The 20,416-nt window shown below is 38.2% G+C and carries 11 protein-coding genes and 1 pseudogene; 2 read left to right on the top strand and 10 right to left on the bottom strand.

Going from position 1 to position 20,416, the window contains the following annotated elements; translation table 11 throughout:
• Window positions 1–155: 155 nt before the first annotated feature.
• Window positions 156–326: a hypothetical protein gene (locus tag H6G57_RS26925; RefSeq protein WP_190524602.1), complete on the bottom strand. Its 171-nt coding sequence runs from the start codon at window positions 324–326 to the stop codon at window positions 156–158.
• Between the two features lie 127 nt (window positions 327–453).
• On the bottom strand, window positions 454–1,761 hold the full coding sequence (locus H6G57_RS26930; RefSeq protein WP_190524604.1) for a glutamate-5-semialdehyde dehydrogenase: 1,308 nt from the start codon (window positions 1,759–1,761) through the stop codon (window positions 454–456).
• A gap of 280 nt (window positions 1,762–2,041) precedes the next feature.
• Between H6G57_RS26930 and H6G57_RS26935 the strand changes: the two genes are divergently transcribed.
• Both H6G57_RS26935 and H6G57_RS26940 read left to right on the top strand, forming a co-directional pair.
• Entirely contained in the window at window positions 2,042–3,175 is a 1,134-nt protein-coding gene (locus H6G57_RS26935; RefSeq protein ID WP_190524606.1) for a glycosyltransferase family 1 protein, read from the top strand.
• Window positions 3,176–3,353: 178 nt separating this feature from the next.
• Window positions 3,354–5,918 carry an adenylate/guanylate cyclase domain-containing protein gene (locus tag H6G57_RS26940; protein WP_190524611.1) on the top strand — a complete coding sequence of 855 codons (2,565 nt, stop codon included), beginning with the start codon at window positions 3,354–3,356 and terminating at the stop codon, window positions 5,916–5,918.
• Window positions 5,919–6,290: 372 nt separating this feature from the next.
• Here H6G57_RS26940 and H6G57_RS26945 read toward each other — a convergent pair whose 3' ends face one another.
• The 8 genes and pseudogenes from H6G57_RS26945 to H6G57_RS26980 form a co-directional block, all read right to left on the bottom strand.
• Window positions 6,291–9,395 carry an AAA family ATPase gene (locus H6G57_RS26945; RefSeq protein ID WP_190524613.1) on the bottom strand — a complete coding sequence of 1,035 codons (3,105 nt, stop codon included), beginning with the start codon at window positions 9,393–9,395 and terminating at the stop codon, window positions 6,291–6,293.
• A gap of 191 nt (window positions 9,396–9,586) precedes the next feature.
• Window positions 9,587–11,005 carry a TIGR04222 domain-containing membrane protein gene (locus H6G57_RS26950; protein ID WP_190524615.1) on the bottom strand — a complete coding sequence of 473 codons (1,419 nt, stop codon included), beginning with the start codon at window positions 11,003–11,005 and terminating at the stop codon, window positions 9,587–9,589.
• Between the two features lie 135 nt (window positions 11,006–11,140).
• Entirely contained in the window at window positions 11,141–12,274 is a 1,134-nt protein-coding gene (locus H6G57_RS26955; RefSeq protein ID WP_190524617.1) for a HetZ-related protein 2, read from the bottom strand.
• A 213-nt stretch (window positions 12,275–12,487) separates the two neighbouring features.
• Window positions 12,488–14,488: pseudogene (locus H6G57_RS26960) on the bottom strand (adenylate/guanylate cyclase domain-containing protein); the annotation flags it as partial.
• Window positions 14,489–14,584: 96 nt separating this feature from the next.
• Window positions 14,585–16,456 carry a diguanylate cyclase domain-containing protein gene (locus tag H6G57_RS26965; protein ID WP_190524625.1) on the bottom strand — a complete coding sequence of 624 codons (1,872 nt, stop codon included), beginning with the start codon at window positions 16,454–16,456 and terminating at the stop codon, window positions 14,585–14,587.
• Between the two features lie 42 nt (window positions 16,457–16,498).
• Complete coding sequence (locus H6G57_RS26970) at window positions 16,499–17,023, bottom strand: Rab family GTPase (RefSeq protein WP_190524627.1); 525 nt, start codon at window positions 17,021–17,023, stop codon at window positions 16,499–16,501.
• Window positions 17,020–19,656, bottom strand: a complete 2,637-nt coding sequence (locus H6G57_RS26975; protein WP_190524629.1) for a BON domain-containing protein — start codon at window positions 19,654–19,656, stop codon at window positions 17,020–17,022. The genes H6G57_RS26970 and H6G57_RS26975 overlap by 4 nt, the downstream gene beginning before the upstream one ends.
• Before the next feature lie 21 nt (window positions 19,657–19,677).
• Complete coding sequence (locus H6G57_RS26980; RefSeq protein ID WP_190524630.1) at window positions 19,678–20,283, bottom strand: hypothetical protein; 606 nt, start codon at window positions 20,281–20,283, stop codon at window positions 19,678–19,680.
• Window positions 20,284–20,416 lie beyond the last annotated feature (133 nt).

Here is a 20,416-nt window from a genome sequence, read left to right on the forward strand (position 1 = left end):
ATTGTGTTAATTGCGGGTTTCATTGTGATAGAGATGTTGCCGCAGCAATGGTGATGCTTAATTATGCAAGGGGTATGGAACGTGCCTCTTCAGATGCAGATGAGAATACCTCTACAGGAGTGCGGAAACTTCAAGCAAGTTTCTCAGTTGAAGCGTCAGAAACGCACATCGAGCGCGATAGCGGATGTGCGTAGTTCATTATAATCATGGGTATATTCTAAGCGGTCATGATCCCATTCCCAAATCTCCTCAATTTTCCGTCCTTTATGATCAGGAGATAAACCTAAATAAAACAAAATAATAATATCCTGATTGTTCATAGCCATAGCGTTATCAGTTGTCAGTTATCAGTTATCAGTTATCAGTCTAAGAGTTAAGAATCAATTAGCTAATGACTGGTAACTAATAACTATTAGTTAGTTACTTTTTCCTCCTCCCCTTGTCCCCCTATAATCATAACAAATCTCGATGGGTAAACGGTTTAGCGTTGCTACCCGAATAAGTTGCTACAATATGTCCATCCCCAACAATTTGATATTTATAAGTCACTAATCCTTCTAAACCAACGGGGCCGCGAGGAGGCATTTGTTGGGTACTAATTCCCACTTCTGCACCGAAACCATACCGAAATCCATCTGCAAAACGAGTGGAACAATTGTGAAAAACTCCCGCCGCATCGACTTGATTTAAAAAGATATTTGCAGATTCTTGATCTTCGGTAACAATGGCATCGGTATGGCCAGAGCCGTAGGTATTAATATGAGCGATCGCTTCTTCTAAATTACCGACTATTTTAATCGATAAAATTAAATCTGTATATTCCGTTGACCAATCTTCCTCGGTTGCTGGCTTAATATTAACGATCTCTAAGGTTTTAGCATCTCCTCGTAATTCGACATTTTTAGCTTGTAATGCCGTTACTGCTTCTAATAAAAATTGAGACGCAATCTCTTGATGAACTAATAAGGTTTCTACTGCATTACAAGCAGCCGGATATTGAATTTTAGAATCAACAGTAATGGCTATGGCTTTTTTAATATCCGCCAATTTGTCAATATAAACATGACAAATACCTTCTGCATGACCTAACACCGGAATGCGAGTATTATCCTGAACAAACTTAACGAAAGAATTAGACCCACGCGGAATAATTAAATCAACATAATCATCTAATCGCAATAATTCTAAAATTTCTTCCCGTGTGGTTAATAGTTGCACCGCTTCAGGATTAACAGCCGTTTGAGATAATCCTTGACGAATTGCATTCACTAAAGCTTGACAGGAATGAATCGCTTCTTTTCCCCCTTTTAAAATTACCCCATTTCCTGATTTAATCGCTAAGGCAGAAATTTGGATCACTGCTTCAGGACGAGCTTCAAAAATTACCCCTAAAACTCCTAACGGACAAGTAATTCTTTTGAGTGTTAATCCTTGATCTAATTCCCGATGAATTTGTACCACTCCTACGGGGTCGGGTAACTTAGCAACGTCTCGTAATCCGGCAATGGTACTGTTTAATTTAGTCGCATCAAATTTAAGACGATTATATAACGGTTTGGGAATTCCTTCGGCTTCTGCGGCACGACAATCCGCTTCATTCGCTGCAATAATTTCCGGTGCTGCTGCTTCTAAAGCTTGAGCAACGGCTTCAATAGCTTGATTTTTTTCTACTGTTGATAATCCTGCTAATTTCTGTGCTGCTAAACGAGTTTTTGCAGCCAGATCAACGAGAGAAATAGAACGAGTTTCCGAAACTATCATTTTTACAACTTAACCCCAAAAGAGGGCGAAAGATTACTATTTTTTTATGATATAGCAGGGAAGGGGGAATGGGGAGCAGGGGGACAAGGGGACAAGGGAACAAGGGGACAAGGGGACAAGGGGATGAGGAAAAGTAAGTAATAGTCATTAGCTGATTGATGGTTAACTCTTAGACTGATAACTGATAACTGATAACTGATAACTGTCCAACCATTAACAGCAATGACAAATTCTGAGATGATGGGAAAGCTAGGACTATTGACATCAGTGTATAGCTTGTATGCGAATCGCTCTTTTCACTGAGACCTTTTTGCCCAAAATTGATGGGATTGTGACGCGGCTGTGTCATACGGTCGAACAGTTACAACGGTTGGGAGACGAAGTATTGGTGATTTCGCCAGCAGGGGGACTCACGGAATACAAAGGGGCTAGAATCTATGGGGTTGAGGGCGTTCCTTTACCCCTGTATCCAGAGTTAAAACTGGGAATTCCCCATCCGGGTATTCGGGTTGAGTTAGAAAAATTTCGACCGGATGTGATTCATGTGGCGAATCCGGCTATTTTAGGGTTAGGGGGCTTATATTATGCCAAAAAGTTAAATATTCCTTTAGTTGCATCGTATCATACCCATTTACCCCAATATTTACACCATTATGGTTTGGGAATGTTGGAGGAGGTACTGTGGAGTATGTTACGAGCGGCCCATAACCAAGCTCAATTAAATCTTTGTACCTCAACAGCAATGGTACAAGAACTGGGGAATCACGGGATTGAACGTCTGGATTTATGGCAACGAGGAGTCGATACCGAACTCTTTCAACCCTCATTAGCCAGCCGAGAAATGCGCGATCGCCTGAGTCAAGGACATCCCGATTGTCATTTATTACTCTATGTTGGTCGTTTGGGGGCCGAAAAAGAAATTGAACGGATCAAACCCGTTTTAGAACAAATTCCGAATGCTCGTTTAGCCCTCGTTGGAGATGGCCCCAATCGTCAAGTCCTAGAAACCCATTTTCAGGACACTCCCACTCATTTTGTCGGGTATTTGCGAGGGAAAGAGTTAGCAACAGCTTATGCGTCGGCGGATGCGTTTATTTTCCCCTCCCGTACCGAAACCCTAGGGTTAGTGTTATTGGAAGCAATGGCCGCCGGAACGCCGGTGGTAGCCGCTCGGTCTGGGGGAATTCCTGATATTGTCACCGATGGCATCAATGGCTATTTGTTTGATCCCGATGACGAAGAAGGCGCCATGACAGCAACCCAACGATTATTGGCAAACCCCCAAGAGCGGGAAACGTTGCGCCAAAATGCTCGTTTAGAAGCAGAACGTTGGGGATGGGCAGCCGCAACCCAACAACTACGCTCCTATTATCAAGGGATTCTCAGCCGTTACTCTTTGTCTTCTGCTGCTTAGGGTTCGTCAGAAACTTTAGACTGAAGACGAGGATGGAAACCATGACCATCCTTTGTCTGCTATCATCTACTCATTCTGTCTCTCTTAGTTGGGAAGGTTCTATTCCATCAAAGCCACTTAACCCTCTGGGATCAGAGTCCGACCGTTTTATCTCCATCACCCAAACTATCCCCTTCCCATGACTTTTTCTAATGCTGGTAGCATCTTAGCTACGCTGACACAAGTGGATCGTATGGGCCTCTTGGCAGCGCGTGTTAAAAACCTGCCAATAGGGGAATTTATTTGCATTTTAGATTTTATTACCGCAGAATTCCAGCAATTTCTTCGGGCTATTGATCTGATCAATAATGAAGCGATCGAAACCCTCTTAGAACAGTTGCTTGATGCCTTTACCCTCAAAATTGGGCAAATTTTACAAGCGGATTGTACAACAATTTTTTTAATTAATCGCAGCAAAAATCAACTCTGGTATACCAAAGTTGATGAGGAAACGGGACAAGCAAAAGAAATTCGTTTACCGATAGATGCCGGAATTTTAGGGTATGTGGCCCAGACGGGGGAGGTTATGAATGTGGTGGATGCCCACAATTGTCCGTTATTTGAAGCGGAAGTGGATGAACCCGTCGGGTATCATACCCACACGATTTTGTGTATGCCCATTTTCAGCAGTCAAAACCCAGAGGAAGCGGTGGCTGTGGTACGGTTGTTGAATAAAGCCGGAGATTTGGCTTTTACAGAAGAAGATGAACAACAATTTCGTTCTTTTGCAGATGCTATTGGGATTATTTTAGAAAGTTGTCAATCGTTTTTTGTGGCGGCGCGAAATCAACGGGGAGTGGCGGCATTATTAAAAGCAACAACAACTTTAGGGCAAAGTTTGGATTTAGAAACAACTTTAAAAGCGGTGATGGAACAGGCGCGGGATTTAATGCAAGCCGATCGCAGCACGTTATTTTTATTAAAAAAAGAGACTCATGAATTGTGGACAAAAGTTGCCACGGCTGATGGTTCACAAATGATGGAAATTCGGATTCCGGCTAATCGAGGAATTGCGGGATATGTGGCTTCTACGGGTCAAGTTTTGAATATTCCTGATGCCTATTGTGATCCTCGGTTTGACCCTACAACTGATCGCAGGACGGGCTATCAAACCCGCAATATTTTATGTATGCCTGTTTATAATGGGGCGGGAGAATTGATCGGGGTCACGCAGTTAATTAATAAAAATAAAGGCAGTTTTACTAATTCTGATGAGGAATTTTTAAGGGCTTTTAATGCTCAGGCGGGAATTGCCTTGCAAAATGCTCAGTTATTTGAAAATGTGATGGTGGAAAAACAATATCAGAAGGATATTTTACAAAGTCTTTCTGATGTGGTGATTTCAACGGATTTACAAGGAAGAATTGTCACGATTAATGATGCGGCTTTGGAATTATTAGGCTGTCCAAAACCTCAAACCAATGATCGCACCATTCGTCAATATTGGGAAGAAAAATTAACGGGTCGTTATGTGTGGGACGTTGTACCGATTGAAAATTTAAGATTCCGTTTAGAAGATAGTTTACGCAATGCGGCGCGTCATTATGTCCCTGAACAAAGTTTAACGGTGGGTTTAATTAAACAAGAAGAACCCCAAGGAAAAATTGCGGGCTTAATTCCGACTTTAGTGATTCCTGATCGCTATCATGCTGAGATTTATTATCCTTGGGGAGAAGCGACTCCTTTACAACCCAAGGGAACCCTTGATCCAATAACACAATTTCGGGAAATTGAACGCAGTATAAATTTAACTGTAAACCCCCTAACTAACCCAGAAGGAGGGGTTCGAGGGGGGTTAGTGGTGTTAGAAGATATTAGCCGAGAAAAACGGATGAAAACGACCATGTATCGGTATATGACTCCGGGTGTTGCTGAACAGGTGATGGCGCTTGGAGAAGATGTATTAATGGTGGGAGAACGTAAAGAAGTTACGATTTTGTTTTCAGATATTCGGGGCTATACAACCTTAACTGAAAATTTAGAAGCGTCGGATGTTGTTGCATTATTAAACCAATATTTTGAAACGATGGTAGAAGCGGTTTTTTCCCATGAAGGAACCTTAGATAAATTTATTGGCGATGCGTTAATGGCGGTTTTTGGTGCTCCCCTTCCTTTGCGAGATAATCATGCGTGGATGGCGGTACAATCGGCTTTAGATATGCGCCGACGCTTAAAGGAATTTAACCAAATGCGACCGGATGAACCGCAAATTAAAATTGGGATTGGGATGAGTTCGGGTGAAGTGGTATCGGGAAATATTGGATCACAAAAACGCATGGATTATACGGTAATTGGAGATGGGGTGAATTTAAGTTCTCGTCTGGAACAAATTACGAAACAATATGGCTGTGATATTATTATTAGTGAGATGACTTATCATTTATGTCGAGATAAAATTTGGGTGCGAGAATTAGATCGAGTTCGAGTGAAAGGAAAGCAGCAAGCTGTGAGTATTTATGAGTTAATTAGTAATCGTTCTGTTTCCTTAGATTCATCTACAAAAGCGTTTTTAGATTGTTTTAATCAAGGCAGAATAGCTTATTTAACGAAAGAGTTTAAACAAGCAATTTTGATTTTTGAAGAAGCAAAAAAAATGCGTCCAGATGATCGGGCGGTACAAATTCATATTGCGCGATCGCAACAATATTTACAAACTTCTGTTCCTGAAGAATGGGATGGAGTTTATACCATGACAACCAAATAAATCAATCTCTTATTATTCTGAACACGGCGAAGAATCTCCCAGTTAAAATTTCCCTGAGTCATAAAAGAGGGGATAATATAAAATTTTTAAATGTTTGCTATAAATCCCCCTGTAGAGACGTTGCATGCAACGTCTCTACAGGGCGGCTGGGGGGGATCATCTGTAGCGTTCATAAGGGGATTTCATATCACTTTTTCTCACCCTCTATTCCCTATTTTCTTTTCCCTTCTATTCCCTGTTCCCTGCTTTGCACTGAGCTTGTCGAAGTGTCGAAGTGTTCCCCATTCGTAATTCGTAATTCGTAATTCGTAATTCTCTGTTCCCTTTTCCCTCTTCCCTTTTGTAGCATTTTTTTCAGGATTTCATATAACCTTAAATTGACAGGTAAATTTGCGAACCTTGACTGGTTTTATGCACTTCAATTCGAGCTTGAAAGGCTTCTTTTAAACTGGGAATATGGGTGACAGTTAGAATACAAGCAAAATCAGAAGCGATCGCATTAATGGCTGCAATTAACCGATCGCATCCTTCCGCATCTTGGGTTCCAAAACCTTCATCAATAATTAACATTTGTAGAGAGGTTCCCGCCCGTTGTGCTAATAATTTAGCTAAGGCTAACCGAATCGCAAAATTAATTCTAAAGGCTTCTCCCCCCGAATAGGTTTCATAAGAACGAGTTCCCCGCGCATCCGCAATTAAAATTTCTAAGGTTTCAATCATTTTAGCGGTTTTTGCAGATCGGGTACTGCGTCCGGTGCGTTGGGTGACAAATTGAACATGAAGTTGATTTGCAGATAATCGAGATAAAATTTGATTGGTTTCTGCTTCTAATTCTGGTAAAATATTCTCAATCATTAACGCTTGAATGCCATTTTTTCCAAAGGCTTGCGCTAATTCTTGATAAACTCGATATTGACGGCGAACCGTATCGAGTTGGGTTTTTAATTCTGTTTGTTGAGTGTTTAGCTGATCAAGTTGGGTTTGTTGTTGTTGTAAACTGCCTAATTGACCTAAATAACTATCTAATTTTAGTTGTTGTTGTTGAATTAATTGGTCTAACTGTTTTAATGCTTCTGTGGGGTCGGGAGTTTCTTGTAATTGCTGTTGTAACAGTTCAATTTGTCCTTGAATCGCTTGTAAATTTTTTACCCGTTCTTCGGTTAATGTTTCTAATTCTTCGATGCGTTTTTGCAGGATTGGATATTGTTGTTTGGCTTGATTTAATTGTTCTGTACGAGTTAACCAAACTTGCGCTTGACGTAACTCAGAACGAATGCGATTATGTTCCTCTACATTATAACCCATTGCGGTTATTTTTTGCTCTATCGTAACAATTTGTTGTTGAATTTCAGAATTATTTTTCTGCTCGGTTAAGGTTTGGGTTGATGTTTGAATTTGAGTTTCTAATTCGGGTTTTTGAGTCGTTATTTTTATTAATTTATCTTCAGCATCCCGAATTTGACTATATTTAATTTCTGCCCAACGCCAGCGTTTTTCCTCATTTCTAGCTAAAGCATGGCTTTGTTCATTATAATTAATTTGGCTTAATTTTTGTTCTAAATCCTGCAATTCTGCATATAAATCCGTTGCATAACTTCCCGTTTCTAACATATCTTGAACAGATTTCTGTTCTAAAATCAGTTGTTGTAACTGCTGTTCATCTTGATACAAACCTTCTAATTGTGCTTGAATCTTTCCTCGGTGTTCTCGCAATTCTTCATAGGGTAATAAATCCTGTTGAATTTGTCGATATTCCTCTTGTAAAATTTTCAGTTCTCGATCCGCAACGACTAACTGTTCATGAACCACCCAAATTTGATTTCTGAATTCTTGTTGTTGATTTTGATGCTTAGAAATCACGAGATTCCAGTGATGTTCATCTAAGGGGCGATCGCATAAGGGACAGGGGGGAAACTGAGATCGCAATAACGGTGCATCATCAGTTTCTTTTTCCTCAGATTCAGATTTTGATAATAGTTGAATTTTCTGTTCTAATTCTGATAATTTTTCTTCATAATCTCGTTTAGAATTATTCAACCGTTCCATAAAAGTATGGCGTTCTTGCCCTTTTTCTCGGACTCGCAGTTGATAAACTTTTTTCTTATCTAGTTCTGTAATTTGATTCGCAATAGTTTCTAATTGTGCTTCTAATTGGGGGCGATGTTGTTTGAGGGTTCGTTGGAGTTTTCCGACGGAGGTTTTTAATTCTTCTAACCGAGCTTGTTGACGAGATTGAGATCGATCTAACTCGGTTTGTAAGCGTTGACGATGTTGCAAAAGTGGGGTTACTTCTAATTGTAATTGGTCAAACTGATTTAACCGAGTTCTGGCGGTTTGTAACTGTTCTAACCCGGCTTCAATATCAGGTTTTTGGCTTAAAATTTGTAAATAATCTTGTTCCTGTTGGGTTAAAGCTTCTAAACGAGCTTGTAACGTTTGAATTTGCTGTTGTAAACTATTCAAATGTTGGCGTTGTTGTTCTTGTAACTGTTGGCGTTGCTGTTGATACTCTTGATACAGTTTAAATTGACTTGATAGAGATTCTTCCGTTATTTGTAGCGTTTGAAAATGTTGATATCCGGTTTGAATTTCTGTTTCTTGTTGTAAGACTGCTTCGAGTTCCTGACGTTGCTGTTGAGTAGCGGCTAATTCCTGTTGTAAACGTCGATAATCTTGGGCAAAAGTTTGATGTTGTTGTTGTTGTCCTGTTAAGAGTTTTTGCCACGCTTGACGATGATGTTGTTGGGCTTGTAATTGTTGATAATGATCTCGATCTTGGGCTTGTTTTTCTTGCAGATGATCAATCGTTGTTTGTAATTGAATAATATCCTGTTCTAATTGACCTTTTTGTTCAATTTGAGCTTGATTTGTAGTTAAAGTTTGTTCTAAAACTTCCCCTTGAGCTTTATACTCACGGGCTAAATCTTTGGCTTTTTCCGATAACCCATCATATTGATCTAATTTTAATAAACTGGCGAGGATTTCTTTGCGTTCCGTCGGACGTTTAATCATGAACTCATCCGCCCGTCCCTGTCTCAAATAAGCGGAATTAATAAAGGTATCGTAATCTAATTTTAAGTAATCTAAAATCTTTTGTTGAGTCGCTCTTAACCCTCGTTCAGTCAGGGGACGAAATTTAATGGTATCTAAATCTTCTATTTCTTGTAACGCAGTAGTTGCCACTTGAAATTCTAAGGTTCCTGACTGACCTCGACGACGGTTCCGAATCACCCGATATAAATTCCCCTGATTAATAAAGGTAAAATCTACACGAGCTTCTAATTCTCCCATGTAGATAATATCATCCTCCGATTCTGCCCGACTATTTCCCCAAACAGCCCAAGCCATTGCTTCTAATAAGGAAGATTTTCCCGCCCCATTGGAACCACAAATACAAGCGGTATGTAATCCACTAAAATCTAAAGTCGCTTCTCGGTAGCTAAGGAAGTTTTTTAGGGTCAGTTTTTGGGGAATCATGGGTTTTCACAACTGGAAATAGAGAATTTTTAGGAGGTTGCTGCATTCATCAATATTATTTTAACGCAATTTGTGTTAGTTGGACTATAACAAAAATATCGTCAGTTAAAGGGTAAGACTTTAAGGGTTTATCTTACACTTTTTTACACCCATCTTGCTCCAATGCCGATTCGGTTTGCAATTCGGTACAGTTAGCAACAACCGCAACCACCGTCATCAATTGAATTAAAGAGTTCACACAGGTCTGCATAAGCACTATTAGTTTCTAAAACCCCTTCGCCAAACAAAGCAACTGCTAGTGGTATTTGAGAATCGTCGTTAGTTAATCTTCTTAAGCCATGGAAGCGTGTTGCTAAACTTTCAACAACGCTATCACCATAATGACTTCGATAGGGATCTTTTAGCTTAAAATTCAATAAGATAAACAAAAGCAAAAATATACAAAATGATATTGATAAAAAATCAAATATTTTTCCTGAAAACAATTGTATCAGAATTAATAAAAATGAAGATAATCCCACAAAACTCGGATAATATAGTGCTTTATATACTTGGTCAGAACTCAAAAGCAATCCTATTGCTTTTAGCTTATTATGAATTTTTTCTGCACTTTTCAAGGATCGAAACAACAATAGACGATCCATATTTCCTTGTGATAATTCAATATTTTGTGAAAGTTCTTTTTCTAAAAAATGTAAAGAATCGTCTACAGATTTTTTAGGCATCAGTCTTTTTTTCTCCTCAACATCTATTCCTACATCAAAATATTTTTGTTGAACTAAACTGGTAATTGCTGTGAAAATCATTTGTTTTTCACCATTAACTAGAAAAGCTACCTCATAGGGATGTAAATTTTCCGGTTCTGATAAGGTTTCAGTTTTACCTTCAGGAAAACGCAGCAAGTATTGTAACTTAAATGCCAAAGTCAGACCTATGATTATAGTTACAGTATGGAAGATTAGAAGTCCCCAGCCTGCAAAGCTCATTAGGTTAATCCCAGCTATCGACTGACAACTAACCATAACAAAAGATAAAGCAAATAACGCCAAAAATAGAGCTAATTGATTGAGTTTAAATGCAGGCAGAAATTTCACATTTGGTTTTGGTAATATCCAATTGCTTTGGGGATTAACTCTAACAAAACAGATGTCTCTTCCAAATCTTAACTCTGGTTCTGACCAGATATCTACTGGAGGAAACTGCCTAAAAAAGTGTTTATAACTTTCTAAAGTCTTGTTGTAGTTGTAAAGATGTTTTAATCGTTGTGAATATCCACCTTTTGTCGGTTCATGATGTAAGGGTCGTTGCAAAACGTTGGGACAAAATTCTTCCCAATAAGATTTGGTATAGGTTAAATGTAAATGCCAAACTTGATCAACTTGTTCGGATGGACAAACACCATGATCGGCTACTATTGCTAAAAAAACAAACTTCTTATACTCTTCTATGGCTCTGTTTGTATAATCTAAAGACCAGCCCTGTTCCCGTGCTAACTTTTGGGTAAAGGAAAATGAAGCCCCAATTTCATCAAAAGAGAATGATTGAATCCTGTTATATAAATCTATATATTCTGGATTGATATACTGATATTCCGGGTTAAAATTACTCATGATTATTTCCTCTAAAACCCTCAATGATAGGGTCAGTTTTAATTTGTTACTAGCTTGCCAGACAGAAGTTTAAAAGTTACCTAATTTTTTACAAAACTTTATAATCAGCCAAAACAGATTGGTAGATTCTGGATATCAGCTTGATTGATTCCGCAGATTTTGAGCCATTAAATACATTGTCGCCCATTCCTGTTGAATTTGGGTGATTTTAAGGGCTAAGGCTTGAGCAATTGTTTCTAAGGTTTCCCCCGCTTTTAAACGTTCAATAATTTGCTGTTGGGTGGGGGTTAAACCTTGCCAAAATTTTTGCCATTGGTCGGAGGTTAATCCTAAACGATGTTCCGATAAAGAGGTTCCTAACCAACTGGTGACTAATTCCGGGTTTTGTTTTAAGGTAAAATTTTTAATCGCATGATAACCCACTTTTTCTCGGAGTCGATAGATTTGTTTAATCGGTAAATTTAATTTTTGAGCGATCGCATCTTGGGATAATCCTTGTAAATATAATCGCAACCATTCTGCCGCAATGGGGTCAACATTTTTAATTAAATACGCTTCAAATTCAGATTGAACAGCTAACCGTTGGTTTTGTTGGGTTTGGAAATATTGTTCATCTTCATAGTGAGAAACCGCTTGATGATCGAATAAACTAATAGTTTCATCTGTCTCATCGGATAGGATTTCATCGGATAACTGTTTAATCCATTCTCCGGTGGGAACTTGGGTTAAGCCTCCCCGTTGAGTGCGACGTAAATAGTTAACAAATCGATAAACTAATAACGGTTGATTCCGAATAGGACGCAAACAATATTCTTCTACAGTTGTTAATAGTAAAGCATTTCTTAATTGTTGATTAGAGGTACATTGAGAAATCCATTGCATTTGTTGTTGTAAATAGCGATCGCTATTCAACATTTCCTGTACCACTTCTTGTAAAACATCCACCACTTGACGTTGACGATCTCGACTGGTAGCAACCCACAGGCGAACTTTTTGCCGCAAAATCACTAAACTCCCTAAGCGCTGCATTAAATGGCGATAAGCTTTTTCGGGAGACACTTCTAAATAGCGCTGTTGTAGAATGCGATAGCGAAAATTTAACCCTTGTTTGATCCGGTTTTGTTGGTCAGGAGGGAGAGTCTCTAAGGATTCAGAATGTTCTCCCAGTAACCAACGAATCAGGCTTTCTCGCGTGTTTGGGTTTAAGTGAGGGTAGTCGTTTTCCAGTTGAAAACGCCACTGATTTTTCCAAGATTCTGATAACGTCATTTAAAATTTAAAAGGTGCAAACAATTATCAATTTTAAGCTGTTTTCCTATTTTATCCTAAATCGGGTAAGCTACCATCGATTTTATGGGCTTGAACTGGAGAGTTTTCATTGAGTTTATTATGGATCATTTCAACTAAATGTTGAGTTTCTGCGGTTATTTGTTGCTCATTTAGGGCAACCATTTTGTCAATGACACCTAGATAATTTTCTCCTTTTCGACCCAATAAAAAATAAGTATTCATACTACCTTTCCCTTTAATTGAAATTAAACCTCGTTTAACGACAACATATTTTTTCGGTAAAAGATGATAAGTATCTTCACTCATTTGAATATGTCCCGCTAACCCATGAGATTCCATCCGAGACGCAATATTGACCGTATCTCCCCATAAATCATACAAGAATTTTTTAATCCCAATCACACCCGCAACAACAGGGCCGCTATGAATTCCAATTCGCACACTAAAGGCTTTATGATGGGTCTGATTAAATTCCAGAATTGCGCTTTGCATATCTAATGCCATATCTGCGATCGCAATTGCATGATCAGACCGAGGATCAGGTAATCCCCCCACCACCATATAAGCATCTCCAATGGTTTTAATTTTTTCTAATCCATATTTTTCTGTTAATCGATCAAAACTAGAGAATAATTCATTCAGTAAATTGACTAAAGAAATCGGACTTAAGGAAGATGAAATTTGGGTAAATCCAACAATATCCGCAAATAAAACAGTGACTTGTCCAAAATGTTCAGCAATCGTTTTTGTTTCTTGTTTCAGACGATTTGCAATGGGTTCGGGTAAAATATTTAAGAGTAAGCGTTCTGTTTGTTTCTGTTGATAACGCAGTGCAACTTCCGCCAATTTTCGTTTAATAAACTGACCTAACTGACTACCAATAGCGGTCATGGTTTGCATTAATTCAGGATCAGGCGAAGTTTTTTCTTGACTGAAAAAAGCCATCACTCCTAAGACATCTTTTCCATCTTGAATGGGGAATCCAAAAGCCGTCTGTAGCCCTAATTCTTGAGCAATATGATGATGATGAGATTCTTGATCAATCATCAAATCTTCACTCCACTGAGCAAAGCCACTGCCCCAAATTTGACCCGGTAAACCCATATTAATATCTAAGGTTATATTTTCATACAGCTTTTCAATTGTTGATAATTCAATCCTGGGTTTTGCCCAGATTTCAAGACACTGAAGTTTCGGGTTAATTGACTTAAGTTTAAAAGCAGATTCTTGAGCCAGTTCATTCTCTAACATTAAGAGATCTGCTGAAAAAGGTTCTAACATCCAGACTTCGCCTAAAACCCATCCCCAACTTTCACAAATTGAGCGTAAAATTTGCAGGAAGGCTTCATGAATATTCGCTGCTTCCGATAAAATTCGAGAAATTTGGTATTGAGTGAAAACCCTTTGTTGAGCGCGTTTTCGAGCGGTGACATCCCGGCCAACATAAATAAAATCAAGGCTATCATCCGTATCAGTTGTTAAAGTTGAAATCGAAAATTCTAAAATGATTATACCCCCATATTTCTTTTTACAACTTAATTCTAAATTTTTAAATAGAAAGTCTTCTTTTTTGAGGAAAGATTCGGTTAAATACTCTTTTAAAGCCGTGTCATCTTCCAAAAAATTAAAGATAGGATTATTAATTAAATCCGATTGATTATATCCTAACAATGATAAAGTAGCTAGATTGACTTTTTTAATCATGCCCTGTTGATTGGTAACAATTAAAATATCCTCCATTGAGGTAATAATTCGGTCAATATATTGTTGAGAATGAGAATAAGCATTTAACAACAACCGAGATTCATTGGTTTCTTGAACTAATGCTTGCTCTAACTGCATTTTTTGCGTAACATTCTCAAAAAGGATCATTAATTCAGGGATATGTTTACCTTGGATTGAAACGCCCAAAAAGTACATATTAAAATAAATTAATTCACCATCTGGGATTTGTCGGCTCATGGAATTCAATTCAAAATAATCTTGATCTCCCTGGATAATGGCATCAATGATCTCCTCGGTTCCAAACAGTTCAGGAAAATAAGATTGAACGTTTTCTCCGATTACAATCGATGCAGCATCCTCCGCAAGCCGAACAACTCCTGGAGAAAACTCTTTAATGCTCAAGTCTGGATTAACAACTAGGTAATCCATTTGACGAAGAGTTAAAAACTGTTTAAATAAATTATCCATAATCCCTGAATGACTTCAATAAAGTTATTCTTTTTCTCAAATCTTAGCGTTAGATCACACTATTTTGGGGTAGATGCAATCGAATGAAAGGTACAATTAGGGAGAGGCTATACAAATGGAATTTCGGCCATTTTGTTTAGCTTGATACAAAGCTTGATCAGCCGTGTGAATGACAATTTGAGGGGTTAAATGTTCGATAGGAATTAAAGTCGCCACTCCAATACTCATTGTGACATAATTACTGACCTCGGATTCCCGATGGGGAATTTGCAAGGCTTCCACCTGTTCCCGAATTCTTTCTGCAACCTCAACGGCTTCTGAAGTCTGGGTATTCGGTAAAATTACAGCAAATTCCTCCCCTCCATAACGAGCCACTAAATCGCTACTTCGTTGAACAATATTCTGTAAAACTTGAGCGACTTCCTGTAAACAAAAATCCCCCGCTAAATGTCCATAGCTATCATTGTATTGTTTAAAATAATCAATATCGAGTAAAAGCAACGATAAAGGTGATCCTTCTCGTCTCAATCGATTCCATTCTTGATAAAGTACCCGATCAAAATGACGACGATTGGCTAGACCTGTTAATCCATCTTGAATTACTAACTGTTGTAATCCTTGATAAGCAATTTGTAATTGTTCATAAAGTTCGGCTTGTTGCAACGCAATAGCAATTTGGGTTGCTAATTCCTCTAATAAGTTAATTTCCCACACTTCCCAATGGCGAGGTTGATAGCATTGATGGGCCATTAATAATCCCCAAACTTGATTGGTGGAATTAGACTCTTGAGAGGAGTCATAAATCAGAATGGGTACAACTAAACTCGCTTTAACTTTTAATTGAAGTAAAGAATAGAGATAGGGAAAATTAATAGGAATTAAGTAAACATCCTCAATGGCATCGATTTTTCCCGAATTAAAATAAGATAATAAAAGAAAATTAAAATCTGGGGTTAAAATAGACGGATTTAGAGGTGGGATAGAAGAATTGATGACGGTTTCAGCGATTATTCGTCCTTCTGTTGGGGTGAAAAATCGATAAATTAAAACTCGATCAACCTGTAAAAAATGACGAATTTCTCCGACGATGGTTTGTAAGGTTTCTTGTAAGCTTAAAGATTGATGAATGCGTTGGGTAATCGTTTTTAAAAGCCGATCGCGTTCTCCTTGTTGACGGAACTGAAATTCCACCCGTTTCTGTTCCGTCATATCTCGACCGATCCAAACAAATTCTTGATTTTCAGAAATATCAAAATTCAGGGAGGAACAGGAAAATGAGATCGGAAAAGACGTTCCAGTTTTAGCTTTACAGAGAATTTCTATCGGATTTAATAAATGAAAAGAAGCTAAGAATTCGGATTCTTTAAAATTATGGGTAATTTTTTCGTTTTCAAATAATTTAAAAATAGAGTGTTGAATTAATTCTTCTTGGGAATATTTAAATAAAATAATGGTGGCTTTATTAATTATTTTAATAATTCCCTGATGATCTGTTACAATCAACAAATCAGTCATAGAATTAATGATTTGATTTAGATAGGTTTTAGTTTTATCTAAAGCACTTAAAGCCAATCCATATTCTTTCGCAACTTGAGTAATTTTTTGTTCTTTTAAAACCCATTCTGTTGTATCTTCCAAGACAATTAATAACTCTTCATGATTGAGAGGATTTTCAGGATTATTTAAAACATAAATATCAAAATAGATAATTTCTTCTTCCTTTAAACCCCGGCAGATTCCTTTGATTTCAAATTGATTAATTTGATGATTAATAATTTTTTTAAAGGTTTCTTCTAATCCAATTAACTCAGGAAAAGCATCACAGACATCTTCTCCAGATCGCACTTGCTCTGGACAATCTGCAAATCTGGCGACACCCCAAGATAATTCGACAATCCTAAGCTCTGAATTAATGGTCAAATATTCAATGTTTTTAGGTGCTAAGATTTTTTTTAACAGTGTGTTCATAACTTATCCCAGAACAAATGCACAACTAAATTCTATAACTTATCAAGATAGAAATTTTTGAGAAAGTTGGTGGAAAATCGTATCAACATGATCCCCGGTTTTGGCGGAGGTTTGATAGGTGGCTAAAATTTGTCCACATTGCTTAAAATCAGGAGCGAGTTTAACAATTCGTTCCAGTTCAGTTGAGTCAACCAAATCCATTTTATTAAACGCAATGACCATAAATCCTTTCGGATTGACTGATAAAAATAAGTCAATATGTTCCGAGAGCCGTTCTACCGTTTCCTGACGGGTCACATCTGCAACAATGACCGTACCGCTTGCTCCTTGTAAATAACTGGGGGCGATCGCTTTAAATTTAGTATGGCCTTCAATATCCCAAATTAACAATTGCACAGTTCCCGTTTTTTCAGGATTCAGGACTGCGAGATCAACAGCTTTGCGAGAAATTTTAACTCCCACCGTAGACAAATATTGATCACTAAATTGACGATCCACAAATCTCCGAATCAAACTGGTTTTTCCAACTCCAAAATCACCGACTAAGCAAATTTTTTTAGAAATCATGGTTTTAAAGGTTTATGCTCTTGAACTTCTAAAGGTATTATCTCAAACAAAACGGTTTGACTCAACCAAGGCTCCTGATTCTCATCTACTCCCCCAGGATATTCGGTTTTTCCGACCGCTTCCAGCCGTCGTCGATCAATCCCTAAATCCTCCAAAATATTTTGAACGGTTTGTGCCCGTTTTACGGCTAACTGATTATTTTTACCCGCGTTTTCCTGTTGATGACTATAACCAATAATTCGTAATTTGAGATCGGGGTATCGCTTTAAATATTGAGCCAGAGGGACAAGTTTACCGAGTAAATCCTTCAAGATTAATTCCGCCGAATTAACCTTAAAATAAATCCGAGTCGGAATCGGAAGAGGTTGTACAACCAGATTGGCAACCACAGAATCCACCCCCTCAATTTTCTCAAATGCTTGGGTGATTTTCTGGATATCTTCAGCTTTAATTACTTTTCCTTTCAAAGTAACTTGAGATCTTTGATAATCAGCCGAAATAGAAATCCCACTGATTTGATTGAGCAGCGTTGTCATTTGCTTAACTTCCCTGGCAATTTTAACCGGATCGGGAGGAATTTTAACCGCAATAATTCGATTTTCAATTTGAAAATTAGGAGCCGTTTGTTGAGCGATCGCTTTCGCTTTATCTTTCAATCTAGCCGTTGGAACTTTCCCTTCTAATTCTAGTGTTTTTCCCTGCACTTGAACAGATAAAGGATAAATCGCCAACTCAGGTTCTGATCCTAATTTTTTCGTTAATGTAGCTTCTAATTGGCGCAAATTCATCTGGCGGTATTGATAAATTCCAAAAGAAATTAAAATCAAACTTAGTACCACTGCGCCGCCCATTAAAAGAGTGGTTGGCTTTTGATAAACTTTTATATCAGTTCCAAACCGCATTAAAGCTTCAAGCTGGCACGGAATTCCATCAGGAATTGAGTCGGGATCGCCTTCAAACTCTTCAATCGGCTGACTATATTTGACAATTAAAGTCGTCATCGTTTGGCGGATTTTTTTAATAAATTCTTTGGGGGGTTCTCCTTTTACTACAATTGCTAAATAACAATATCCAGCGACTTCGATAATAATTTTAGAATCCCCATACTCAATTTCATTCAGTTCTGAAACTTCACCCGTTTGCACAATGCAATCATTCACAAAACTGCGAATTGCCGTTAACATTCCACCGATCATTTCGGCTTCAAGTTGTTGATCGGGTTGTTGCATTTGAGCAATGACTAAACCAGAGCCTTTGTGAATTAAAAATACCGCTTGCACGATAAAATTACTCACTTCCTTTAAAATCAGTTCTGCTTCCGATACCCCTTGAACTTTTGATTGAATTTTCCGTTTGATTCCTTGCATACTCAAAGCACTATTCACTTTGTCATTAATATCTTTAATGGCTTCCCCTAAATAGCGGCTAATCGTACTCCCAATCACCGGATACAACGCATCCACCATTGAATCTCGTTCTAAACTAACTTGTTCTTTAATCGTGCGTCCAATGGTAGGTGCTAAAGCTTCGGCAATTTCATTGCGATCAATTTTAATTTGTTCTCGAATCGCAGCCCCAATTTCTGGCCCAATGGCTTGAGCAATTTCTTTAGGAGAATCCCGAATTTGTTTTTTAATGGCTTCAGGAATTAAATCCGCAATAGCAGCACTCATCGCCATTCGATCCGTTTGACCTTTTCCTCGAATCACTTCATCAATAATCGGAATAAAAGCTTGAATAAGCTCCTCTTTAGATTCATTAACTTTTAAATTTAAGAGTTGACCAATGGTGGGAAGCAACAGTTCAATTAATTTTTGAGGTTCATAAATTTGCATTTCAATGCGATTGAGTTGCTGTGTAATCCGGTCTACCAGTTCTCGCACTTCTGGCAATTCCGATCCTAATAATTGATTTTTCAACTCTTCTAAATCATCCGTTAAGTTAGAGCCAAACATTAACTCTTGTAATTGCTCTAAGGGATCATCAGGATTAGAAGCTTTTTTGATGGGTGAGGGATTAGATACTTTTAATTCCGTATTTTGGGGATTACGTTGAAGCGAAGGTTGATCTAAATTAAAGGCTTTTAATAAAGGTTCAAGAGCTTTTAAATCCAAAAGATCAGAGGGATCATCCTCTTCAATTTGCTCCCGATTAGATGACACAATTTCAGGAGTTTCCTCGGTTGATTTTAGCTCAACAGAAACTTCTAAATTTTGAGAGGGTATCGAGGAAGGAATTGAAGGGAAATTCTCTTCTATTTTGCTTACGGAATAGTCAACGTCCATCGCCGTAGAAGGAGGTTTTTCCAATAAGGGCAGGAGTCGCAAAATCCCATCATCTTCTAGCGTTGAAGGTTGAAAAGGCACAGGATGAATCGATGGATTTGAGTTAGGAAACTCAGGCTCAGAGGCTACAGAATCAACCGTTAAGGGGGGGGTGGGGAATGGTTCTGGATATAGGGGTAATCTTGAGGGAGGAGGAGGAGATTTAGACTCATGACTCAGGTTTAAATCGAGTAATAAATTGATCAACGATGCTAGGGGATCACCCTCAACTCCATCGGATGAATTCTGTTGAGAGGTTATCCCCTGTTGTTGATCAATAGAGCTTAAATTATCCTGAGAAGAGGTCATAGTTTTGACCGAATTTAGAATTTAAAAGTGGTGATGTTCAGGAAGTGCAAAACCTCCATTGGTTTGCTCATCAGCGGCTTGTTTGATCGCTGGGACAAATTCAGTTCCTTTTAATCTCATCCCAACTTCAAATAGCACTTCAGCCATATCATCACGGGAGACTTTGACTTCTGTTAATAGAGAAAAGCGTCGATCCAGTTCTTCTAATACTTGGTTTTTAAGATTGCGAACCTCCTCTTGTAACTGATCACGAGTTTGTCCTAATTCTTCACGTAGAGAATTGGTTTGTTGATCTAAAGCTTCATCCAAGGCTTCAATACTGCTGGAAAATTTGCGGTTGAGCCGATCGGTTTGTTGTCGCAGATCTGTTAATTCTTCCTGGGAATTTAAGGTCAGAATTTTGATTTTTTTGTCTAAATTTTCTACGGAGGACTTGATTTCTGACGTTAAAACCGTTTTCAGTTGTTCAACACGATCTTGGATATCTTGTTGCAGAGTTGCGAGATCAGACTCCATCTTTTCAAACCGACTATTATAGTCTCGGAGTTGAGATCCAAATATAATATCACGGATTTGGTCGATATTGCCTAAACGCTCTCGCATTTCTTCTTTCGTGATTTCAGCCATGTTTACGTCCTCATCAATCTTTATAGTCGGGAGAATTTGCCAATCAGGAATTATAGTTGAGTTTTTTCCCTAAGTTTAGCGTTTTACCCTAGAACTGTATCAAAAATTTAGCCAGAAGAACAGCTAAGGGGAA

Source organism: Planktothrix sp. FACHB-1365 (assembly GCF_014697575.1).
Taxonomy (GTDB): Bacteria; Cyanobacteriota; Cyanobacteriia; order Cyanobacteriales; family Microcoleaceae; genus Planktothrix.

Bases quoted from the DNA above. Each gene is read 5' to 3' on its own strand.
- H6G57_RS26970 (WP_190524627.1), bottom strand. From the start codon at position 17,023: ATGATTTCTAAAAAAATTTGCTTAGTCGGTGATTTTGGAGTTGGAAAA.
- H6G57_RS26940 (WP_190524611.1), top strand. From the start codon at position 3,354: ATGACTTTTTCTAATGCTGGTAGCATCTTAGCTACGCTGACACAAGTG.
- H6G57_RS26980 (WP_190524630.1), bottom strand. From the start codon at position 20,283: ATGGCTGAAATCACGAAAGAAGAAATGCGAGAGCGTTTAGGCAATATC.
- H6G57_RS26975 (WP_190524629.1), bottom strand. From the start codon at position 19,656: ATGACCTCTTCTCAGGATAATTTAAGCTCTATTGATCAACAACAGGGG.
- H6G57_RS26950 (WP_190524615.1), bottom strand. From the start codon at position 11,005: ATGAGTAATTTTAACCCGGAATATCAGTATATCAATCCAGAATATATA.
- H6G57_RS26925 (WP_190524602.1), bottom strand. From the start codon at position 326: ATGGCTATGAACAATCAGGATATTATTATTTTGTTTTATTTAGGTTTA.
- H6G57_RS26930 (WP_190524604.1), bottom strand. From the start codon at position 1,761: ATGATAGTTTCGGAAACTCGTTCTATTTCTCTCGTTGATCTGGCTGCA.
- H6G57_RS26955 (WP_190524617.1), bottom strand. From the start codon at position 12,274: ATGACGTTATCAGAATCTTGGAAAAATCAGTGGCGTTTTCAACTGGAA.
- H6G57_RS26935 (WP_190524606.1), top strand. From the start codon at position 2,042: ATGCGAATCGCTCTTTTCACTGAGACCTTTTTGCCCAAAATTGATGGG.
- H6G57_RS26945 (WP_190524613.1), bottom strand. From the start codon at position 9,395: ATGATTCCCCAAAAACTGACCCTAAAAAACTTCCTTAGCTACCGAGAA.
- H6G57_RS26965 (WP_190524625.1), bottom strand. From the start codon at position 16,456: ATGAACACACTGTTAAAAAAAATCTTAGCACCTAAAAACATTGAATAT.